The organism is Caulobacter sp. GW821-FHT09A05, assembly GCF_059418465.1.
Map to the genome: position 1 here is coordinate 19,430 of NZ_JBWKPX010000015.1, position 17,746 is coordinate 37,175.

Below are 17,746 nucleotides of genomic sequence, written 5' to 3' on the forward strand. Positions count from 1 at the left end.
TGTTGATCAGCGCCAGTCGCCGACGGCGGCCTGCCACAGGGTCATGGCGGCGATGGCGGCGGTGTCGGCGCGCAGGATGCGGGGCCCCAGGGTCACCGGGATGACGAACGGCAGCGCGCGCAGCTTCTCCCGCTCCTCCGGCGCGAAGCCGCCCTCGGGACCGATCAGGATGGCGGCCGGCGCGCCCGTTCCCGCCAGGGCCTCGATCATGCCCCTGGCGTCGCCGCCCTCGTCGCAGAAGATCAGCCGACGGGCCGGATCCCAGGCGTCGAGGATCTTGTCCAGCTTCTGCGGGTCGTCGATGACCGGCACGTCCAGCCGGCCGGTCTGCTCGGCGGCCTCGATGGCGATGGCGTCCAGGCGGCCCAGCTTGAGGAAGTCGACATTGGTGCGGCGGGTCTGGGTCAGGCGCACCCGGCGCGCGCCCAGTTCGGCGGCCTTTTCGACGATGGTCTCGACCCGTCCGCGCTTTACCATGGCGACCACCAGGTCGAGGTCGGGCGCACGGTCCTGCTCGCGGGTCTGGGCCTCGGCGCGCAACAGGCAGCCGCGCTTGCCGGCCTCGGTCAGGCTGCAGCGCCACTCGCCGTCCTGGCCGTTGAACACCAGGATCTCGTCGCCGACATTGAGCCGCATCACGGCGGTCAGGTAGCGCGACTGGTCGATCGTGGGCGCGACGCCGGCGCCGATCTTGAGGGGGTGCGGAACAAAAAGGCGGATCATTCGCCCCTTCTAGCGCAACTCGACGTTCCGGGGGTAGGCTCGGCCGATGAGCAAGTCCCCTGACTACGAAACCGAGCTGCGCGACCTGCAACTGGCTCTGATCGCCCTGCAGAAACAGGCGATCAAGGAGGGCTGGAAGACGGTGACCGTGTTCGAGGGCCGCGACTCCGCTGGCAAGGACGGGGCCATCGCCCGGGTCACCGAACACGCCCACCGCCGCGCCACCCGGGTGATCGCCCTGCCCGCGCCCTCCGATCGCGAACGCGGCCAGTGGTACTTCCAGCGCTACGTCCAGCAGTTGCCGGCGGCCGGCGAGGCCGTGGTCTTCAACCGCTCCTGGTACAACCGGGCCGGGGTCGAGCGGGTGATGGGCTTTTCGACGCCCAACGAACAGGAGCAGTTCCTGCGCGACGTCCCGGCCTTCGAGCTGATGCTGGTGCAGAACGGCGTCCGGCTGAGCAAGCTGTGGCTGGACATCAGTCGCGACGAGCAGGCCAAACGGCTGGAAGCTCGCCGCAAGGACCCGCTGAAGGCCTTCAAGATCAGCGACCTGGACGCGGTCGCCCAGAGCAAGTGGGACGACTACACCGCCGCCCGCGACGAGATGCTCATGCGCACCCACTCCACCCCCGTCCCGTGGATCTGCGTGCGCGCCAACCACAAGAAGGCCGCGCGGCTGAACATCCTGCGCTGGCTGCTGCACGTCTCGGCCCCGAAGAAGCTGCTCAAGGGCGTTCCCAAGCCGGACCCGGAGGTCATCTTCAAGTTCGAGCCGGCGGCGCTGACGGACGGGCGGCTGGCGCGGTAGGCCCCCTCAGTCGGCTTCGCCGACAGCTCCCCCAAAGGGGGAGCATCTATCATGGCGTAACTCCTCCCCCTCTGGGGCAGGTGGCCCGAGGGGCCGGAGGGGGTCGGCGGCTAATCCGCGTCCCAGGCGAACGCCGGATCCAGCCAGTTCCCCAGCCGTCCGTCCGGCCGCGCCAGGGCGAAGATCCGCGCCATCTCGGCGTCCGACAGGGCGAAGTCGAAGATGGCGAAGTTCTCGGCCAGCCGCGCCGGGTTGCTGGTCCGCGGAATGGTGGCCACGCCCTGCTGGACCTGCCAGCGCAGGGTCACCTGCCCGGGCGTCTTGCCATGCGCCTCGCCGATCTCGGCCAGCACCGGGTCGGTCGCCACCTTGCCCTGGGCCAGGGGCGACCAGGCGGTGATCGTCGAGCCCATCGCCCTGGCCTTGGCGATCAGGGTCTTCTGCGACAGGTAGGGGTGGTATTCGACCTGGTTGGTGGCGATCGGCGCGTCCGAGGCGGCCTGGGCCCTGGCCATCAGGGCGGAGGGGAAGTTCGACAGGCCGATGGCGCGGGTCAGGCCCCGACCGTGGACGTCGTTCAGCGCCGCCATGGTTTCCGCCAGGGCCGGCTTCGGCTTGGGCCAGTGCAGCAGCAGCAGGTCGACCCGGGGGACCTTCAGGCGCCGGAGGCTGGCCTCGACCGACCGCTGCAGGTCGCCCTGGGCGAACTGGTCCACCCAGACCTTGGTGGTCAGGAAGACCTGGTCGCGCGGCACGCCGGTCGCCGCCAGGGCGGCCCCGACATCCTGCTCGTTGCGATAGGCCTGGGCGGTGTCGATGTGGCGATAGCCCAGCTCGAGGGCCTTCTCGACCATCGCCTGGGCGGCGCCGCCGTCCAGCTGCCAGGTGCCCAGGCCGATGACCGGCATGGCCACGTCGCCCGCGCGGATGTCGGGGATGGGATGGGGCATGGCGGGTCTCCGGGAGGGCGCTCAGGCCGATATAGTCGCTCGGGAAGCCGGCGCCAGTCGCCGTTGCAGATGCTGCAGCCCGGTCAACACCAGGGTCATGGCGTAGAAGCCGGCGCCCATCAGCAGCATCGTCACCAGCACCGCCCCGTAGCCGCGCTTGCCCACGTCGAGGAACGGGTAGGGATAGAACCCCGTCGCCGCCCCGTGGGCCAGCGACCAGGCGCCGTAGGCCAGCGGAAAGACCAGCGCCTTCCAGGCCGAGCCCCACCTGGCGGCCTCGCCCGGCGGGAAGACCAGGAAATCGGCCAGGAACAGGGCCGGGGTCACGGTATGCAGCAGGACGTCGGCGACCAGTTGCGAACCGGTCGGCCGCCACAGTCCGGCCAGCAGGGCGTGGTAGATCCCCGCCGTGATCGCGATGTAGACGCCGACCGCCACGCGGGTCCCCGCCCGCCCCGCCCAGCGCCCCAGCGGACGGCCCGGCGACATAACCAGAGCGGTCAGCACCGTCCCGACCGCGATGTTGCTGAGCACGGTGAAGAAGCTGAGGAACTTGACGATCGCGTGGGCGGCCTCGGCCGGCGGCCGGCCGTGGACCATCAGCCAGAACTGCAGCAGGACGCCCAGCCAGACCAGGGCCGCCGCGCCGCTTCGCCAAAAGGTTCTCATGCCGTCTCCGCGTCGTGGGCCTTGAGCAGCTTCCTGGGCGCGGTCGCCCGCCATCGGCGCTCGATGAACCGTTCCACCGTGCCGGCGTCGACGCGCGACAGGCGGACCAGGACATAGGGATAGTTCCTGTAGTGGTCGGTCACGAAGAAGGTCTCGGGCTCGGCCTCGATCAGCAGCTCGCGCTCGTCGAAGCCGACCCCGGGGCAGACCAGGGTGTCGCCGTCGTCCCACACGCGGGTCAGGAACTTGCCGTGCGCCTTCAGGCACGGATGGCCATAGGCCGTTCCGTCGCTCACGCCGGGCAGCTTGAAGGCGAAGGCGCGCACGTCCTCGAAGGTCATGTCAAAGTCCTGGGTCGCGGCTTGCGGCGCGACTATACGGGGAAGATGGACGCTGAAAACACCCCATCGCCTCCGGCCCCCGCGCCCTCGGTCCAGGGCCCGCCGGACCTGGCCTCGCCTGTGCTGGTGCTGGGCGCCACCAGCCTGATCGGCGGGTTCATGCTGGCGCGGCTCAACGCCAAGGGGATCGAGCCGATCTCGCTGAGCCGGCGCCCGCCGACCAACGACGTCTGCTGGGTGGACGGCGACCTGGCCGACCCGAACCTGGCCGACGAGCTGCCGCCGATCGCCACGGTGCTGTCGTTGTCGCCGATCTGGCTGCTGCCCGGGGCCCTGCCGGCCCTGAAGGCGCGCGGCATGACCCGGCTGGTGGCGTTCTCCTCGACCAGCCGCTTCACCAAGCAGGACTCGCCGGAGCCCTCCGAGCGGGCCGTGGCTCGCGCCCTGGCCGAGTCCGAGGCCAGGGTCGAGGCCTTCTGCGCCGAGCACGGCGTGGCCTGGACGATCCTGCGGCCGACCCTGATCTATGTCGAAGGCCGCGACGCCAATGTCAGCCGCCTGGCCGGCCTGATCCGGCGGTTCAAGGTGCTGCCGCTGTCGGGGCGCGGCGAAGGCCTGCGCCAGCCGGTGCACGCCGACGACCTGGCCGGGGGCGCGATCGCCGCCGCCGGGGCGCCGGCCGCGCGGAACAGGGCCTACGACCTGGTCGGCGGCGAGACCCTGACCTATCGCGCGATGGCCGAGCGGATCTATGCGGGCCTCGGCCGGCGGCCGTTGATCCTGCCCCTGCCGGCCTGGCTGTTTCGCCTGCTGCTGACCCTGGCCAAGCCGTTCTATCCGGGAGCCACGGCGACCATGGCCGACCGCATGGCCCAGGACCTGACCTTCGACGACGCCGCGGCCCGGGCCGACTTCGGCTGGGCGCCGCGGGATTTCCGGCCGCGGTTCTGAAGGGACGTTCGACGACCGCGGCGCGCCCTTCCGTTGTCATCCCGGAAAGCGCGCAGCGCTTGTCCGGGACCCAGGACAGCCGCACCGCCTTCGCCCGCCCCCTGGGTCCCGGATAGCCTCTGCGAGGCTTCCGGGATGACAACCGGGGCGGTTCAAGGAACGGCAATCGCTCTAGAGCCCCGACCTGATTGCATCAGGCCGGGGCTCTAGAGATTTGTTTTAACGCATTTTCTTTACGCGAACCGGGATCCACTTCGCTCGAAAATACTCTAGACGTCGCTCAGCACCATGGCGAACGGGACCTTGCCGCCGTCCTTGTCGACATAGCCGCTGACCAGCTTGTGGTCGGGGTTCAACACGCCCAGGTCGACGTCCTCGGTGGGGAACATCACCACCCGGCGGTCGCCGATGCAGATCAGCAGCTCGTAGCCGTCGAGGGCGCGCTGCGACATGGCCTTCAGCCGCGAATAGTAGGGCTCGCGCCGCCACGAAGCCGGCTTGCCCGGATCGACCACCACGTTCAGCCGCTTGCCGTCGCGGTCGGGATACATCAGGAAGCCGGCCTTGTCGGGCCGCCAGGCGGCGTCCAGCCGCTCGGACGTCAGCCACAGGCAGTGGAAGCTCCGGCAGGCCTGGGGCCGGGCCTCATAGTCGCCGCAGCCCGAGCCCTTGCGGAACACGCCGCACCATTGGCCGGCCGGCTTGGCCAGCTCGCCGATATGCAGGACCTTGCAGCACATGCCGCAATCGCCGCACGACTTCGACGGAACGGGGGATGGGACGGGGGCCGCTTCGCTCATGCCGGGATCTCGCGCACCAAACCCTGGTCGATGTCGCGGTCGGGCAGGATCGTGTAGCCGCGCCGCCCGACCAGGACGTTGAGGGTCAGGCCCCGGGACACGCCCCGCGCCGCCCAGGCCCTGAAGGCGGCATGGAACGGGGCCTTGCGCCAGGCGTCGGGGGCGGCCGGATCGACCTCGACCACCAGGGTCCGGCCCTCGTCCTCGCGATGCAGCACGAAGCGCGCGCGGTCCGGCCGCCAGCGGTCGTCGAGATTGGGCGCGTTCAGCCAGTAGCAGGCATAATCGGCGCAGGCCCGGGGCCGGTCGACGTAGATCCCGCAGCCGGCGCCCTTGCGATAGTGGCCGCACCAGGCGTGGGCCGGCTTGTCGAGGGCCGCCACGCCCATCAGCTTGCAGCACATTCCGCAGTCGCCGCAGGTCCTGGTCTGGTCCACCGTCGCTCGCCCCGTAATCGTCCGGAGACGGATTTATCGCGGTTTCGTGACGGTTTTTCTGTCGGCCATCGATCGGCCGCCCGTCCCGGCGAACGCCGGGATGGGCGGATAATTCTTACGTCTCGCTCCACACCGCCAGCTCGTTGCCGGACGGGTCGGTGAAGTGGAAGCGGCGACCGCCGGGAAAGCCGAAGATCGGCTTGGTGACCACGCCGCCCGCCGCCGTCACCCTGGCCAGCATGGTCTCGATGTCGTGGGCGTACAGCACCACCAGCGGCCGGTCGGTCGAGCCCTCCTGCGGCGTGCAGAATCCGCCGTCGGTCCCCTGGCCCTCGAAGGCCGCGTAGTCCGGGCCGTAGTCCGTGAAGGTCCAGCCGAAGGCGGCGGTGTAGAAGGCCTTGGTGGCCGGCAGGTCGCCGGCGGGCCATTCGATATAGTCGATCTTGCCGTCTTCGCGCATGGTCGCGGCCCTCCGGTTGTTCTTGCTATGTTCTAGGATGCCGTCAGGGCAGAGTCCAGACGCTGGTGCGCTTGACGGCCATGTCCTCCAGCTCCCGCGTGGTGGGCACCTGGTACTCGGCCAGCTTCTCGAGGCCGGCCTTGGGGAAATAGGTGCGGCCCGGGTCGCCGATCAGCACGGCCGCCCCCGCCGCCCGCCCCTGGCCCAGCCAGGCCATCACCGCCTCGGCCATCGGCCGCTCGTAGCAGATGTCGCCGGCCAGCAGCACGTCGGCGGGCGGCGGCGGGGCGTCCAGCAGGTCGATCTCGGTGAAGGCGACCTCGACCCCATTGGCCGCCGCGTTGACGCCGATCGCCGCCTCGCAGAACACGTCGATGTCGGCCGCCAGCACGCTGGCCGCCCCGGCCTTCATCGCCGCGATCGCCACCAGGCCCGAGCCCGACGCGAAGTCGATCACCCGCTTGCCGGCGACGACCTCGGGATGGTCCAGCACGTAGCGGGCCAGGGCCTGGCCGCCGGCCCAGGCGAAGGCCCAGAACGGCGGCGGCAGGCCGATCTCGGCCAGGGCCTCCTCGGTCAGGGTCCAGATCGGGGTGATCTCGTCGGCCAGGTGCAGCTGGAGTTCCGGCGTGTGCGGCGGGGCCTGCAGCCGGGTGTTCTCCAGGATGAAGGCGCGGCGGCCGGCGAGGGAGGCTTCGATCATGGGGCCTTAGAGCACCCGCCGGCCCGGGACGCGAGGCCTAAGCCGGATCGGCATTCAACGGGGAGTCAAAGGCGTCCTAGGGCCAATCGACGTTCAGATATTGTAGCGCCGTCATTCCCGCCCTTGTGGCGGGAACCCCTTTGTCGGCCGCAGGTGCAGTAGGGGCGAACCGCTGGCGGTTCGCTTGAGGCTCACGTGTCAGCTGAACCAGGGGTTCCCGCCACAAGGGCGGGAATGACGAACGGTTTGGTGGTCCTCGGCTGATGTCGATCCGCCCTAAGCCGGGACCCGACTGGACGCCGCCCTCAGCACCGACAGATAGCCCGGCGCGGTCAGCATGCCCGCGATCCGCCCCTTGGCCGCCAGCAGCCGATGGGCCTTGGGCAGGTTCCAGCAGGGCATGTGCATGAACAGGTGGTGCTCGGCGTGGAAATTGACGTGGTAGGGCGCGACCAGGGCCCGTTCGATCCAGTTGGCCTGGGTGGTGCGGGCGTGGCGGAAGGGGTCGGGCTCGTCCTTGGCCACCAGGGCGTGCTCGGCGATGTTGCGCAGCCGGGTGACCAGCGGGAACCAGGTCGCCATCGGCACGATCCACAGCGCCAGCCAGGCCCACCACAGGCCCATCGCCGAGAGCGCCAGCAGGATGCCCAGGTTCCACAGCAGGAAGGGTTTCTGCCGCGCCACCTCGCCGCCGAAGACCGCGCCCTTGGGCTGGCCCTGGTCCTTCGCCCCCTTCAGCTTGCCCAGCAGCGGGCCGAACCGCTGCTTGACGAAGGTCTGGCCGGTCAGGTCGCGGATGATCTTGCGGCGCAGCGAGGCGCGGGTGGTCGGGAACGGCGCCGACAGCACCAGGTCCGGATCCTCGGCCTGCTGGGCGTACTTGTGGTGGGTCAGGTGATAGGGCCGGTACTTGGCCAGGGACGCGCCGGTCGGGGCCGCGCACAGCCATTCGCCGACCCAGTCGTTGACCTTCAGGTCCGGGTGCAGCCCGCCGTGCGCCGCCTCGTGCATCAGGATGGCCAGGCCCAGTTGCCGGGCCCCGATCAGCATCACCGCCAGCAGGTAGGTCAGCGGATTGGGCCAGAGGACGAACACCGCCCCGGCCGCGACGATCACGGCCCAGGCGTGGGCGACCATCAGCAGGCCCCGCCACGACGAGCGCGCCGACAGCGGCGCCCATTCCTGCGGCGTGAACAGCTCCTGCGGCTTGATGCGGGACGCGACGGCCATGGAACCATCATGCCACGTTCGGCGTCGGGCTGACAGAATGACCCGACGTCACGCCGCTTCGAAGGACGTTCCATGCGCCGGCCTATCGTTGTCATCCCGGAAAGCGCGCAGCGCTTGTCCGGGACCCAGGACAGCCGCACCGCCTCAGCCCAGTCCCCTGGGTCCCGGGCAGCCTCTGCGAGGCTTCCGGGATGACAACGAAAAAGGGCTGAAAGGGCGCCCCCTATAGCCCCGGCGGCTTCCACATCCCCGCCGCCAGAGCCAGGAACAGCACGAAGCCGACCTGGGCGTTGGACTTGAACAGGGCCAGGGCGCCGGCCGGGTCGTCGAGCCGCACCCGGGCCGCCTGGCGCGACAGGTGGACGGCGACCAGGGCGGCCGGGGGCAGGAACAGCGGCCCCAGGCCGCCGACCCAGGCCGCCGCCATGACCAGCACGAAGCAGACGACGTAGAAGGCCAGGACCCCCTTCTGGACATGCCGGCCCAGCCGGCGGGTCGACGACTTCACCCCGGCCAGGGCGTCGTCCTCGATGTCCTGGATGGCGTAGATCGTGTCGTAGCCCAGGGTCCAGAACAGACCCGAGGCGTAGAGCAGGACGGCGGCCCAGGTTAGGCCGCCGATCGGAGCGAACACGGCCATGCTGCCTGGACTTGCCAGCGACATGCCTCCAGCCACGACATAATACAGTGTTGCCGCCCCCCCGTTCGCCGCTGCGAAGCCCAGCAGCGCGCCCCAGTTGAAGGTCAGGCCCAGCCAGGCCTGCGGCCACCAGGTGATGCGCTTCATGAACGGGTAGGCCGCCACCAGCCCCAGCGACAGCACGCCCAGCAGCAGGCACAGCGGATTGAGGCACAGCAGGATCAGCAAACTGACCAGGCAGCAGCCGACCAGGAACGCCCAGGCCTGCTTGACGCTGATCAGGCCGGCCGGGATCGGGCGCATGGCCGTGCGGCTGACCTGGGCGTCGAAGTCGCGGTCGACGATGTCGTTGAACGCGCAGCCGGCCGCCCGCATCAAGGCCGCCCCGACGAAGAAGGCGATCAGCAGCCAGGGATTGGGCCAGCGCCCCTGGCTCGCCGCGGCCAGGGCGATGCCCTGCCAGCCGGGCAGCATCAGCAGCCAGATCCCGGCCGGCCGGTCGAATCGGCCCAGCTTCAGCCAGGGCCGCAGGCCCGGCGGCGCATGGCGGTCGACCCAGTTGCCGGCGGCGGCGTCGGGCAGGATGGCGGTGTCGGGAGCGCTCATGGCCAAGGCTTAGCCCCCGGCTCCCGCCTCGCGCAACCGCGCCGAACCGCGGTCATAGAGCTTTCCGATCTCGATCCGAAAAACGATCAATTGGATTGATCGGCCGCCCGCCGTCAAAGGTGTGTCCAGCGGAACGGCGTCCCCTGCGGCCGTTTCGCGGCCCGAGAAGGGCCGCCGTCCTTTCCCCCCGGGGCGGCGGCCCTTCTCTTTCTCTTCGAAAGGTTTCCGCCATGACCCGCCTGACCCATCGCCTGGAAGCCTGGACCCTGCTGGCCCTGGGCCTGGCCGCCGGGATCGTGGCGCCGCATCCGGTCACCACCGCCCTGTGGACCGCCGCGGCCCGGGCCTTCGAGCGGGTCGGCGACGCGGACATGGTGGGCCGCCTGACCTCGAGCCCGAAATTCGGCCGCCGCATCCGCGCCAGCCTGCGCGGCGACACCCTGAGCCACCTGCGCTTCGCCTAGGGCCGGCGCCGCTGGCCCCCTCCGGCCCTTCGGGCCACCTCCCCCAGAGGGGGAGGATCTGATGACCGGCCGCCGCACCGAATAGATGCTCCCCCTCCGGGGGAGCTGTCGGCGAAGCCGACTGAGGGGGAGCGGGCTCAAAACCGCGCCTTTCCGTTTCCCCTGTCATCCCCCACATTCCAGTCTCATGACCGACGCTCCCCCTCCGTCCCGCAAGCGCCTGTCCCGCCCGGTCCACTGGGTTCTGGACGGCCTGGGCGCGGCCCTGGTCGCCATCGGGGCGGTCGGGATCGTCACCCCTGGCCTGCCGACCACGGTGTTCTGGATCGGCGCGGTCATGTGCTTCCTGAAGACCCGGCCCCACGCCGTGCGGCCGCTGCTGCGCACGCCGATCGTCGGGCCGGCCATCCGCTGGTACCTGCGCTGGCGGCCGTTCGGCGGAGCGCGGCGCCGGGGCAACAGGTCCAGACAGGCTTGAACCGCCGCTCGCGCCGGACGAGTGGAGCGCCTATCTGTCCTCCACCATGACCGACGCCATAGACGAGGATGAAGACGGCGGACCCCGCCGCGCCCTGAGCAACGCCCGGGTGCTGGGCTTCATCGCCCGCTTCTGGCTGCGCCGGAAGGGCCTGTTCTTCACGGGCGTCGCCCTGACGCTGGCGGCGATCTGCTTCGACCTGGCCCTGCCCTGGGCCTCGGGCCGGCTGATCGACACGGTGACTCGGGGCCCCTCGGCCGTCGACGCGGCCTGGGTCGCCTGGGCGGCCTTCGTCGGCGTCTATCTGGGCTTCTCCCTGATCCGCAACCTGGCCATGCGGTTCTGGATCCCGCTGGCCGCCCGCAACATGGAGGAGATGACCAACGAGGGCTACGCCCGCGTCCAGGCCTTCTCGTCCGACTGGCACGCCGACAGCTTCGCCGGGGCGACGGTGCGCAAGCTGACCCGCGCCATGTGGGGCTATGACAGCGTGACCGACGCGGTGACCATCTGGCTGGCCCCCAGCCTGATCGTGCTGGTCGGCCTGTCGGTGATGCTCCTGCTGCGCCAGCCCCTGGCCGGCGCCGTCGCCCTGGTGGTGGTCGCCGCCTACATCACGGTCAACCTGGTGGTCACCGCCCGCCATGTGCGTCCCGCCAACCTGAAGTCCAACGCGCTGGATTCGAAGATCGGCGGCAGCCTGGCCGACGCCGTGACCTCCAACCCGACCGTCAAGAGCTTCGGCGCCGAGGCCCGCGAGAGCGCCCGCGTGGCCCAGGTCACCGCCGCCTGGCGCGAGGCGGTGATGGTCACCTGGCACAAGTTCACCAATGTCTGGCTGGGCCAGAACCTGCTGCTGGTGCTGCTGCAGGGCGGGCTGACCGCGGCGATGATCCACGCGTGGGCCAGGGGCACCGCGACGCCCGGCGACGTGGCCTTCGCCATCACCGCCTTCATGCTGATGAGCGGCTATCTGCGCAACATGGGCGAGAACATCCGCATGCTGCAGAAGGGCCTGGACGACACCGAGGACCTGGCCGCCTGGGAGGGCCTGGCGCCCCAGATCGCCGACGCGCCGGGCGCGCCCGACTTCAGGCGCGGCCCGGGCGCCATCGCCTTCGAGGACGTGACCTTCCGCTACAAGTCGGCCGGCGCGCCGCTGTACGACCACTTCTCGCTGAAGATCGCGCCGGGCGAGCGCGTGGCCCTGGTCGGGCCGACGGGCTCGGGCAAGTCGACCTTCGTCAAGCTGGTCCAGCGCCTGCACGACCTGCAGGGCGGCCGGATCCTGATCGACGGCCAGGACGTCGCGCGGGTGACCCAAGGCTCCCTGCGCCGCGCCATCGCCGTGGTGCCCCAGGACCCGGCCCTGTTCCACCGCACCCTGCGCGAGAACATCGCCTATGGCCGTCCCGACGCCAGCGACGAGGAGATCGTCGAGGCGGCCAGGAAGGCCCGGGCCCACGAGTTCATCCTGCGCCTGCCCCAGGGCTACGACACCCTGGTGGGCGAGCGCGGCGTCAAGCTGTCGGGCGGCGAGCGCCAGCGGGTGGCCATCGCCCGCGCCTTCCTGACCGACGCTCCGATCCTGGTCATGGACGAGGCCACCTCCTCGCTCGACGTCGAGACCGAGGGCCAGGTGCAGGAGGCCGCCGAGGCCCTGATGCACGGCCGCACCACCATCGTCATCGCCCACCGCCTGTCGACCGTGCGCGGCGCCGACCGGATCCTGGTCTTCCAGAACGGCCGGGTGGTGGAGGAGGGCCGACACGGGGAGCTGAAGGCGGCGGGGGGCGTGTATGCGCGGCTCAACGCGGTGAGCGAGGGCGTGGGTTAGCGCGCTGACTTCGCCCCCTTCAGCGGCGCTAGCACGGCCGGCGGCGGCTCGGCGGGGTTGCAGCCCATCGGGCCGAGGGTCATGTGATAGGTCTCGCCCGCGATTTCGAGGTCCGGCAACGAAGGCGGCAGGGCCTTGAGGCGCTCGCCCGCGAAGACATCGCGGATGTTGAACCTTGGACAATTCGAAAGCTCGGTGACGCCGTATTCCTCCCACAGGCCGCCGGCCGCCTTGCGATAGATGACGATCGAGCGCCCTTCCGACAGCAACAACTCGGACTCGCCCGCGCCATCGATCTGACGGCGGGTGGCGATGCACCAGCTGTCGTCGTAGTCGGAGCAGACGCCCAGCGGGATCGAACCGGGCATGGAGAACTGTCGCGCGAAATCTTCAGGCAGAGCGTTCCCGGCCGGCAGCATCTCGATCTTCGCGAGGATCTTCCTGTTACGGTCCGCCGGCGTGGGCGCGGCTCGCTCTCCCTCGGATGCGCCGTAGCGGTCGCGAAGCAGGTTAGCAGACCGAGCGCCCTCGCGGATTTCGGCCTTATCGCTGGACTTCAGCCTTGCGAACGCGGCCTGGCCATAACGACCAGCGTCGAACCGCAGGAAACGGAAGTCGAAATCGATCGCCTTCACCCTGCCCTTCTCCAGCCGCGCCACCTGGTCCTCCACCGACAGTCGCCGTGGATCCGCCACCGGCGTGCACAACGCCAGCAGCACGGCGATGACGACGAAGGCCATGGCGATGTTGGTCGCCTCCAGCGTCCGCATCCACGCGCCCGGGCGCACGGCGGCCGCCGCGTAGCCGACCGCGTAGCCGGCCGCGACCAGCACGCAGGCGGCGGCGATGATCCGGTCGGGGCTGAGGCCGTACTGGCCGATCCGCAGGGACAGGCCATAGGCGGCCAGCACCGTGATCGGGACCAGCAGCACCCCCGCCAGCCGCGCGGCCCACCTCAGCACCAGCGCCGTGATCTCGGTCCCGTCCTGGTAGGCGGCGTTGGCCAGCAGGATCAGAAAGGCGTCGGCGACCAGCAGGATGGCCGTGGCGCTACGGGTCTTCCACAACGGCTCGAGACCCGTGAACGGCAGGGTCAGCAGGAAGGCCGCGGCGATCAGGGCCATCAGCGGCAGCAGCCAGGCCAGCAGGGTCAGGGCCACCGTCCGCACGCCGCGCACCAGATTGGCCCGCACGTCGGTCAGCTGGACGGCGGCGGCGAACATCACGGCGGTGGCGGGGAAGATGAACCACTCGCGCCGGATCAGCGTCTCGATGGCGTCGACCCCGATCAGCTTGAACAGGGCCGCGGCCAGGAACAGCAGCAGCCAGAAAGCGCCGGTGAAGCCCAGCGACAGAGCGCCCTGCACCCCGTGCTTCCAGGTGACGTCGAAATAGGTGGGATAGGCCGCGATCCGCCGCCGCTCCATGTCGGCCGGCTGGACCAGGTGGTGGCCGATGAAGACCAGGGCCGCGATGGCCAGGATGGTCTGCGGCCCCAGGCCGTTGACGCCCTGGGCGGCGGGATCGCCGCTCCACACCCCGTAGGCGCCCAGGCCGCCGACGACCAGGGCGGCCACGGCCTTCCACACCGCCAGGGTCCGCGGGCGCAGGGCCGAGACCCCGGCCAGCACCACGAACGGCGCGAACACGACGATCATCAGGAAGGCGGCGTAGAGTTCGCGCTGGGTGGCCGGCCAGACCTTGGACCTGTCGGCCTGCCAGAGGCCGTACAGCAGCAGGCCCTGGACCAGGCCCGTGGCCAGGCGGATCAGCGTCGCCCGGCGAACGGCCCAAGGCTCGGGAGGGGGGGCGGCGGGTTCGGCCTCGCTGAGAAAGTCGGTCATCCTGCTGCAACCTCGAATGTCGTGGGGCCAGAGATCACGCCGCCGGCGCGGCGCCTAGGGTCAAGCTGGCCGGCGCGACCTTGCCGGGGGGCGGGGCGGCCTCTAGGTTCCGCCGCGTTCAGGAGTCCGCCCACATGGCCTATCGCTCGCTTCGCGAATTCATCGACGTCCTCGAGGCGAAGGGCGAGCTGGTGCGGGTGACCGAGCCGGTGTCGACCGTGCTGGAGATGACCGAGATCCAGACGCGTCTGCTGGCCACGGGCGGGCCGGCGGTGCTGTTCGAGAATGTCATTCTGCCCGACGGGTCGCGCTCGCCGATGCCGGCCCTGGCCAACCTGTTCGGCACGGTCAAGCGGGTGGCCATGGGCGTCACCCTGGGCGGCGAGCCGCGCACCACCGCCGGCGAGCTGCGCGAGGTCGGCGAACTTCTGGCCTTCCTGCGCCAGCCCCAGCCGCCCAAGGGGCTGAAGGACGCGCTGGACATGCTGCCCCTGGCCAAGACCGTGATGGCCATGCGGCCCGGAACGGTGAAGAAGGCCCCGGTGCAGGAGGTCGTCCTGACCGGCGACCAGATCGACCTGGCCAAGCTGCCGGTCCAGACCTGCTGGCCGGGCGAGCCGGCGCCGCTGATCACCTGGCCGCTGGTGGTCACCAAGGGTCCGGGCAAGGACCGCGAGGACGACTTCAACCTTGGCATCTACCGCATGCAGGTGATCGGCAAGGATCGCTGCATCATGCGCTGGCTGGCCCACCGCGGCGGGGCCCAGCACTACGCCCGCCACAAGAAGGCCGGCAACCGCGAGCCCCTGCCCGCCTGCGCCGTGCTGGGCGCCGATCCCGGCACCATCCTGGCCGCCGTGACCCCGGTGCCCGACACCCTGTCCGAATACCAGTTCGCCGGCCTGCTGCGCGGGGCCAAGGTCGACCTCGCGCCGGCCAAGACCGTGCCGCTGATGGTCCCCGCCCATGCCGAGATCGTCCTCGAGGGCCACGTGCTGCTCGACGAGTATGCGGACGAAGGGCCGTACGGCGACCACACCGGCTACTACAACAGCGTCGAGACGTTCCCGGTCTTCCAGGTGACGGCGATCACCATGCGCAAGCAGCCGATCTACCTGACCACCTTCACCGGCCGGCCGCCGGACGAACCGTCCGTGCTCGGAGAAGCGCTGAACGAGGTGTTCATCCCGCTGATCCGCCAGCAGTTCCCCGAGATCGTCGACTTCTGGCTGCCGCCCGAGGGCTGCTCCTACCGCATCGCCGTGGTATCGATGAAGAAGGCCTATCCCGGCCACGCCAAGCGGGTGATGCTGGGCGTCTGGAGCTATCTGCGCCAGTTCATGTACACCAAGTGGGTGATCGTCGTGGACCACGACATCGACGCCCGCGACTGGAAGGACGTGATGTGGGCGATCAGCACCAAGATGGACCCGGCCCGGGACATCACGGTGATCGAGAACACCCCGATCGACTATCTCGACTTCGCCAGCCCCGAGAGCGGGCTGGGCAGCAAGATCGGCCTGGACGCCACCGACAAGCTGCCGCCCGAGACGCACCGCGAATGGGGCCAGGAGATCCGCATGGACCAGGCGGTGATCGACGCGGTCAGCGAGAAGTGGGCCCGGCTGGGCCTGCCGGGGGACGGCAAGCCGATCTGGAAGGCGAAGTAGAAGGTCCTCCCCCTGTGGGGGAGGTGTCGGCGCGGCCGACGGAGGGGGGAGTTGGCTGAACCTGCCCACTACTCCCCCCACCGGCGCTGCGCGCCGCCTCCCCCACAGGGGGAGGGTCTGGGTTTATGCGCCGCCGTCACCAGCACGTAGCTGAGCAGCATCAGCAGGTACCAGGCCCCGAGCTTGGCGGGCGACACCATCGTCCAGCCGTGGCGCTGGCTGGGATAGATCCAGGCGCCGGCCAGGGTGCCCAGGTTCTCGGCCAGCCAGATGAACAGCGCCACCAGCACGAAGCCCAGCAGCAGCGGCATGCGGCGCGGCGTCCGGTCGGGCGTGAACACCACGAAGGTCCGGCCGAAGATGACCGCCGAGGCCGCGAACAGGCCGATCCGGATGTCCGGCCCATAGTGGTGGGTGAAGAAGTTCAGATAGGCCAGAATCGCCAGCGTCCAGGTCGTCCAGATCGGCGGATAGCCCGTGAACCGGAAGTCCATCAGCCGCCAGATCCGGGCGATGTAGCTGCCGACGCAGGCGTACATGAAGCCGCTGAACAGCGGCACGCCGGCGATCTTCAGCAGGCCGGGTTCCGGATAGATCCACGAGCCGTGGGCGGTCTTGAACACCTCCATCACCGTGCCGACGACGTGGAAGACGCCGATCACCGCCGCCTCGTCCCAACGTTCCAGCTTCAGGGCCAGCAGGGCGACCTGGATGGCCAGGGCGGCGAGGACCAGAACGTCGTAGCGGGCCAGCGGCGCGCCGGATGGCCAGAATAGGTGCGTACCGACGATCAGGGCCAGCATCAGCGCGCCGAACAGGCAGGCCCAGGCCTGCTTGAGCCCGAACAGCAGGAACTCGTAGGCCCAGCCGTTGAGGCGGGAACGCTCGGCCCAGGGCCGCGCCCAAGAGTCCAGCGCCGCGACCCGTTCCTTGATCCACGCTTTGACGCCCGGCGAGGGGGCGCCATATGTCGTCGCATGACCTCCCAGATCTTCCCCGCCGCCGCCGACAAGGCCGCCCTGGAGCGCGGCGCCGCCATCACGCCGCGGTTCGACGCCAACGGCCTGGTCGCCGCCATCGCCCAGCACGCCGACACCGGCGAGATCCTGATGTTCGCCTGGATGGACGACCAGGCCCTGAAGCTGACCCTCGACACCGGGATCGCCCACTATTTCAGCCGCTCGCGAAACAGCCTCTGGAAGAAGGGCGAGACCAGCGGCCAGCTGCAGGTCGTCACCGAGCTGCGGATCGACTGCGACCAGGACGCGGTGCTGATCAAGGTCCGCCCGCAAGGCGACGGCGGCGCCTGCCACGTGGGCTTCCGCTCGTGCTTCTACCGCGTCTGGGAGAACGACCGGCTGGTCGAACGCGAGGCTTAGGGCTCTTCTCATGCCGCCACCCTCGGCCAGGGGCGTCCAGCCGATGGCGACGGGATTTGCAGATCGCGTGGAGATCGCGCCGTGACAACCGCCCAAACCCTGATCGCCTTCGCCCTGGCCGCGGGCCTGCTGACCCTCACGCCCGGCCTCGACACCGCCCTGGTGCTGCGCACGGCGGCCGCCGAGGGCTGGCGACGGGCGAGCGCCGTGGCGGTCGGGATCGGACTGGGCTGCCTGGCCTGGGGCGCGGCGGCGGCGTTCGGGGCCGGGGCCCTGCTGACCGCCTCGCAGACCGCCTACACGATCCTGAAGTGGGCCGGGGCGGCCTATCTGGTCTGGCTGGGCGTCACCCTGCTGCGCCGGCCGCGCCAGCGGTTCGAGGCCGGGGCCGACGCCGCGCCGCCGGCCGGCGGCCTGGCCGCGGCCCTGGCCAAGGGGTTCTGGAACAACCTGCTGAACCCCAAGGTCGGGGTGTTCTACGTGTCGTTCCTGCCGCAGTTCATCCCGGCCGGCGCCAACCCCGCCGCCTTCGGCCTGCTGCTGGCTTCGATGCACGTGGTCATGGGCCTGGCCTGGGCCGGCGGCCTGATCCTGGCCACCGCCCCGATCGCCCGGGCGCTGAGGCGCCCCGGGGTGGTCAAATGGCTGGACCGGGTGACCGGCGGCGTGTTCGTGGCGTTCGGCGTGCGGATCGCGCTGGAGCGGCGATAGGGGGACGCCTCCGCGTCGAGCGCCGCACGATCCGAACGAGATCCG

20 protein-coding genes and 1 pseudogene are annotated in these 17,746 nt (G+C 70.3%); 9 read left to right on the forward strand and 12 right to left on the reverse strand.

What is annotated here, in order from left to right:
- Positions 1–6 precede the first annotated feature (6 nt).
- Positions 7–723, reverse strand: coding sequence for a 16S rRNA (uracil(1498)-N(3))-methyltransferase (locus tag AC07NX_RS15350; protein WP_494642934.1), 717 nt, complete (start codon positions 721–723; stop codon positions 7–9).
- Positions 724–769: 46 nt separating this feature from the next.
- On the opposite strand from AC07NX_RS15350, the gene ppk2 reads away from it, so the two are divergent.
- Entirely contained in the window at positions 770–1,531 is a 762-nt protein-coding gene (ppk2, locus tag AC07NX_RS15355) for a polyphosphate kinase 2 (protein ID WP_494642936.1), read from the forward strand.
- Positions 1,532–1,641: 110 nt separating this feature from the next.
- Here ppk2 and AC07NX_RS15360 read toward each other — a convergent pair whose 3' ends face one another.
- From AC07NX_RS15360 to AC07NX_RS15370, 3 genes are read right to left on the reverse strand one after another with little or no spacing between them, the layout of a single operon-like run.
- On the reverse strand, positions 1,642–2,481 hold the full coding sequence (locus tag AC07NX_RS15360; RefSeq protein WP_494642938.1) for an aldo/keto reductase: 840 nt from the start codon (positions 2,479–2,481) through the stop codon (positions 1,642–1,644).
- A gap of 21 nt (positions 2,482–2,502) precedes the next feature.
- Positions 2,503–3,150: a Pr6Pr family membrane protein gene (locus AC07NX_RS15365; protein WP_494642940.1), complete on the reverse strand. Its 648-nt coding sequence runs from the start codon at positions 3,148–3,150 to the stop codon at positions 2,503–2,505.
- Positions 3,147–3,491: an MmcQ/YjbR family DNA-binding protein gene (locus AC07NX_RS15370; protein WP_494642942.1), complete on the reverse strand. Its 345-nt coding sequence runs from the start codon at positions 3,489–3,491 to the stop codon at positions 3,147–3,149. The genes AC07NX_RS15365 and AC07NX_RS15370 overlap by 4 nt, the downstream gene beginning before the upstream one ends.
- A 45-nt stretch (positions 3,492–3,536) precedes the next feature.
- Here AC07NX_RS15370 and AC07NX_RS15375 point away from each other — a divergent pair, with 45 nt between their 5' ends.
- On the forward strand, positions 3,537–4,442 hold the full coding sequence (locus AC07NX_RS15375; protein WP_494642944.1) for an NAD-dependent epimerase/dehydratase family protein: 906 nt from the start codon (positions 3,537–3,539) through the stop codon (positions 4,440–4,442).
- Positions 4,443–4,711: 269 nt separating this feature from the next.
- On the opposite strand, the gene AC07NX_RS15380 is transcribed toward AC07NX_RS15375, so the two are convergent.
- From AC07NX_RS15380 to AC07NX_RS15395, 4 genes are all read right to left on the reverse strand, one after another.
- Positions 4,712–5,242: a YkgJ family cysteine cluster protein gene (locus tag AC07NX_RS15380; RefSeq protein WP_494642946.1), complete on the reverse strand. Its 531-nt coding sequence runs from the start codon at positions 5,240–5,242 to the stop codon at positions 4,712–4,714.
- Positions 5,239–5,679, reverse strand: coding sequence for a YkgJ family cysteine cluster protein (locus AC07NX_RS15385; RefSeq protein ID WP_494642948.1), 441 nt, complete (start codon positions 5,677–5,679; stop codon positions 5,239–5,241). The genes AC07NX_RS15380 and AC07NX_RS15385 overlap by 4 nt, the downstream gene beginning before the upstream one ends.
- 115 nt (positions 5,680–5,794) lie before the next feature.
- Positions 5,795–6,139, reverse strand: coding sequence for a VOC family protein (locus tag AC07NX_RS15390; protein WP_494642950.1), 345 nt, complete (start codon positions 6,137–6,139; stop codon positions 5,795–5,797).
- A gap of 43 nt (positions 6,140–6,182) precedes the next feature.
- Positions 6,183–6,842 carry a class I SAM-dependent methyltransferase gene (locus tag AC07NX_RS15395; protein ID WP_494642952.1) on the reverse strand — a complete coding sequence of 220 codons (660 nt, stop codon included), beginning with the start codon at positions 6,840–6,842 and terminating at the stop codon, positions 6,183–6,185.
- Positions 6,843–6,941: 99 nt separating this feature from the next.
- Between AC07NX_RS15395 and AC07NX_RS15400 the strand changes: the two are divergent.
- Positions 6,942–7,088 (forward strand): annotated as a pseudogene (locus tag AC07NX_RS15400) (hypothetical protein); the annotation flags it as partial.
- Between the two features lie 30 nt (positions 7,089–7,118).
- On the opposite strand, the gene AC07NX_RS15405 reads toward AC07NX_RS15400, so the two are convergent.
- Entirely contained in the window at positions 7,119–8,072 is a 954-nt protein-coding gene (locus tag AC07NX_RS15405; RefSeq protein WP_494642954.1) for a fatty acid desaturase family protein, read from the reverse strand.
- A 223-nt stretch (positions 8,073–8,295) separates the two neighbouring features.
- The gene (locus tag AC07NX_RS15410; protein ID WP_494642956.1) at positions 8,296–9,318 is read right to left on the reverse strand and encodes a UbiA family prenyltransferase; all 1,023 of its coding nucleotides are present in this window, start codon (positions 9,316–9,318) and stop codon (positions 8,296–8,298) included.
- A 230-nt stretch (positions 9,319–9,548) separates the two neighbouring features.
- On the opposite strand from AC07NX_RS15410, the gene AC07NX_RS15415 reads away from it, so the two are divergent.
- The 3 genes from AC07NX_RS15415 to AC07NX_RS15425 all read left to right on the forward strand — a co-directional run bounded on the left by AC07NX_RS15415 (position 9,549) and on the right by AC07NX_RS15425 (position 12,097).
- On the forward strand, positions 9,549–9,782 hold the full coding sequence (locus AC07NX_RS15415) for a hypothetical protein (RefSeq protein ID WP_494642958.1): 234 nt from the start codon (positions 9,549–9,551) through the stop codon (positions 9,780–9,782).
- Positions 9,783–9,969: 187 nt separating this feature from the next.
- Complete coding sequence (locus AC07NX_RS15420; protein ID WP_494642960.1) at positions 9,970–10,260, forward strand: DUF454 family protein; 291 nt, start codon at positions 9,970–9,972, stop codon at positions 10,258–10,260.
- Between the two features lie 46 nt (positions 10,261–10,306).
- A complete protein-coding gene (locus tag AC07NX_RS15425; RefSeq protein WP_494642962.1) occupies positions 10,307–12,097 on the forward strand; it encodes an ABC transporter ATP-binding protein in 1,791 nt (596 codons plus the stop codon).
- On the opposite strand, the gene AC07NX_RS15430 is transcribed toward AC07NX_RS15425, so the two are convergent.
- A complete protein-coding gene (locus AC07NX_RS15430) occupies positions 12,094–13,941 on the reverse strand; it encodes a DUF4153 domain-containing protein (RefSeq protein WP_494642964.1) in 1,848 nt (615 codons plus the stop codon). The genes AC07NX_RS15425 and AC07NX_RS15430 overlap by 4 nt on opposite strands.
- A gap of 134 nt (positions 13,942–14,075) precedes the next feature.
- Here AC07NX_RS15430 and AC07NX_RS15435 point away from each other — a divergent pair, with 134 nt between their 5' ends.
- Positions 14,076–15,611, forward strand: a complete 1,536-nt coding sequence (locus tag AC07NX_RS15435) for a UbiD family decarboxylase (protein WP_494642966.1) — start codon at positions 14,076–14,078, stop codon at positions 15,609–15,611.
- Positions 15,612–15,679: 68 nt separating this feature from the next.
- On the opposite strand, the gene AC07NX_RS15440 is transcribed toward AC07NX_RS15435, so the two are convergent.
- On the reverse strand, positions 15,680–16,525 hold the full coding sequence (locus AC07NX_RS15440; protein ID WP_494643076.1) for a DUF817 domain-containing protein: 846 nt from the start codon (positions 16,523–16,525) through the stop codon (positions 15,680–15,682).
- Between the two features lie 63 nt (positions 16,526–16,588).
- On the opposite strand from AC07NX_RS15440, the gene hisI reads away from it, so the two are divergent.
- Entirely contained in the window at positions 16,589–16,990 is a 402-nt protein-coding gene (hisI, locus tag AC07NX_RS15445) for a phosphoribosyl-AMP cyclohydrolase (RefSeq protein WP_494642968.1), read from the forward strand.
- A gap of 81 nt (positions 16,991–17,071) precedes the next feature.
- Positions 17,072–17,701: a LysE family translocator gene (locus tag AC07NX_RS15450; RefSeq protein ID WP_494642970.1), complete on the forward strand. Its 630-nt coding sequence runs from the start codon at positions 17,072–17,074 to the stop codon at positions 17,699–17,701.
- Positions 17,702–17,746 lie beyond the last annotated feature (45 nt).